The organism is Neobacillus ginsengisoli (assembly GCF_030813055.1).
Map to the genome: position 1 here is coordinate 1 of NZ_JAUSTW010000026.1, position 3,036 is coordinate 3,036.

Sequence of the window (3,036 nt, forward strand, 5' to 3'; positions counted from 1 at the left end):
AAAACGAGTTCGCTTTAAAACTGGTTAAGTCCTCGAACGATTAGTATCAGTCAGCTCCACACGTCACCGCGCTTCCACCTCTGACCTATCAACCTGATCATCTTTCAGGGTTCTTACTAGCTTGACGCTATGGGAAATCTCATCTTGAGGGGGGCTTCATGCTTAGATGCTTTCAGCACTTATCCCGTCCGCACATAGCTACCCAGCGATGCCTTTGGCAAGACAACTGGTACACCAGCGGTGCGTCCATCCCGGTCCTCTCGTACTAAGGACAGCTCCTCTCAAATTTCCTGCGCCCACGACGGATAGGGACCGAACTGTCTCACGACGTTCTGAACCCAGCTCGCGTACCGCTTTAATGGGCGAACAGCCCAACCCTTGGGACCGACTACAGCCCCAGGATGCGATGAGCCGACATCGAGGTGCCAAACCTCCCCGTCGATGTGGACTCTTGGGGGAGATAAGCCTGTTATCCCCGGGGTAGCTTTTATCCGTTGAGCGATGGCCCTTCCATGCGGAACCACCGGATCACTAAGCCCGACTTTCGTCCCTGCTCGACTTGTAGGTCTCGCAGTCAAGCTCCCTTGTGCCTTTACACTCTACGAATGATTTCCAACCATTCTGAGGGAACCTTTGGGCGCCTCCGTTACTCTTTAGGAGGCGACCGCCCCAGTCAAACTGCCCACCTGACACTGTCTCCCACCCCGATCAGGGGTGCGGGTTAGAATTTCAATACAGCCAGGGTAGTATCCCACCGACGCCTCCACCGAAGCTAGCGCTCCGGCTTCTACGGCTCCTACCTATCCTGTACAAGCTGTACCAAAATTCAATATCAGGCTACAGTAAAGCTCCACGGGGTCTTTCCGTCCTGTCGCGGGTAACCTGCATCTTCACAGGTACTATAATTTCACCGAGTCTCTCGTTGAGACAGTGCCCAGATCGTTACGCCTTTCGTGCGGGTCGGAACTTACCCGACAAGGAATTTCGCTACCTTAGGACCGTTATAGTTACGGCCGCCGTTTACTGGGGCTTCGATTCAGAGCTTCGCTTGCGCTAACCCCTCCTCTTAACCTTCCAGCACCGGGCAGGCGTCAGCCCCTATACTTCGCCTTGCGGCTTCGCAGAGACCTGTGTTTTTGCTAAACAGTCGCCTGGGCCTATTCACTGCGGCTCTTCGAGGCTATTCACCCCAAAGAGCACCCCTTCTCCCGAAGTTACGGGGTCATTTTGCCGAGTTCCTTAACGAGAGTTCTCTCGCTCACCTTAGGATTCTCTCCTCGCCTACCTGTGTCGGTTTGCGGTACGGGCACCTTTTATCTCGCTAGAGGCTTTTCTTGGCAGTGTGGAATCAGGAACTTCGGTACTAAATTTCCCTCGCTGTCACAGCTCAGCCTTCACGCAAGCGGGATTTGCCTCACTTGCAGCCTAACTGCTTAGACGCGCATATCCAACAGCGCGCTTACCCTATCCTCCTGCGTCCCCCCGTTGCTCAAACGATAAAGAGGTGGTACAGGAATATCAACCTGTTGTCCATCGCCTACGCCTTTCGGCCTCGGCTTAGGTCCCGACTAACCCTGAGCGGACGAGCCTTCCTCAGGAAACCTTAGGCATTCGGTGGATGAGATTCTCACTCATCTTTCGCTACTCATACCGGCATTCTCACTTCTAAGCGCTCCACCAGTCCTTACGGTCTAGCTTCAACGCCCTTAGAACGCTCTCCTACCACTGACATCGTTGATGTCAATCCACAGCTTCGGTGATACGTTTAGCCCCGGTACATTTTCGGCGCAGAGTCACTCGACCAGTGAGCTATTACGCACTCTTTAAATGGTGGCTGCTTCTAAGCCAACATCCTGGTTGTCTAAGCAACTCCACATCCTTTTCCACTTAACGTATACTTTGGGACCTTAGCTGGTGGTCTGGGCTGTTTCCCTTTTGACTACGGATCTTATCACTCGCAGTCTGACTCCCACGGATAAGTCTTTGGCATTCGGAGTTTGTCTGAATTCGGTAACCCGATGAGGGCCCCTAGTCCAAACAGTGCTCTACCTCCAAGACTCTTACTACGTGAGGCTAGCCCTAAAGCTATTTCGGAGAGAACCAGCTATCTCCAAGTTCGATTGGAATTTCTCCGCTACCCACACCTCATCCCCGCACTTTTCAACGTGCGTGGGTTCGGGCCTCCATCCAGTGTTACCTGGACTTCACCCTGGACATGGGTAGATCACCTGGTTTCGGGTCTACGACCACATACTCATTCGCCCTATTCAGACTCGCTTTCGCTGCGGCTCCGTCTCTTCAACTTAACCTTGCATGTAATCGTAACTCGCCGGTTCATTCTACAAAAGGCACGCCATCACCCATGAACGGGCTCTGACTACTTGTAGGCACACGGTTTCAGGAACTATTTCACTCCCCTTCCGGGGTGCTTTTCACCTTTCCCTCACGGTACTGGTTCACTATCGGTCACTAGGGAGTATTTAGCCTTGGGAGATGGTCCTCCCTGCTTCCGACCGGATTTCACGTGTCCGGCCGTACTCAGGATCCACTCAGGAGGGAACGAAGTTTCAACTACAGGGTTTTTACCTTCTATGACGGACCTTTCCAGATCGCTTCATCTACCCCGTTCCTTTGTAACTCCATGTTGAGTGTCCTACAACCCCAAGAGGCAAGCCTCTTGGTTTGGGCTATGTCCCGTTTCGCTCGCCGCTACTCAGGGAATCGCGTTTGCTTTCTCTTCCTCCGGGTACTTAGATGTTTCAGTTCCCCGGGTATGCCTTCTATACCCTATGTATTCAGGTAAAGATACTGTTCCATTACGAACAGCGGGTTTCCCCATTCGGAAATCTCCGGATCAAAGCTTACTTACAGCTCCCCGAAGCATATCGGTGTTAGTCCCGTCCTTCATCGGCTCCTAGTGCCAAGGCATTCACCGTGCGCCCTTTCTAACTTAACCTAAAAGGTTTAATTCTCTTACATAAAATAAGAGAGAAAACTAAAATGGCGATTACTCGATGTTTTACTTTGACTTCTTCT

Annotated in this window: 1 rRNA gene; it reads right to left on the reverse strand. The window is 52.1% G+C overall.

What is annotated here, in order from left to right:
- Window positions 1–20: 20 nt before the first annotated feature.
- Window positions 21–2,956 (reverse strand): 23S ribosomal RNA (locus tag J2S10_RS27300).
- Window positions 2,957–3,036 lie beyond the last annotated feature (80 nt).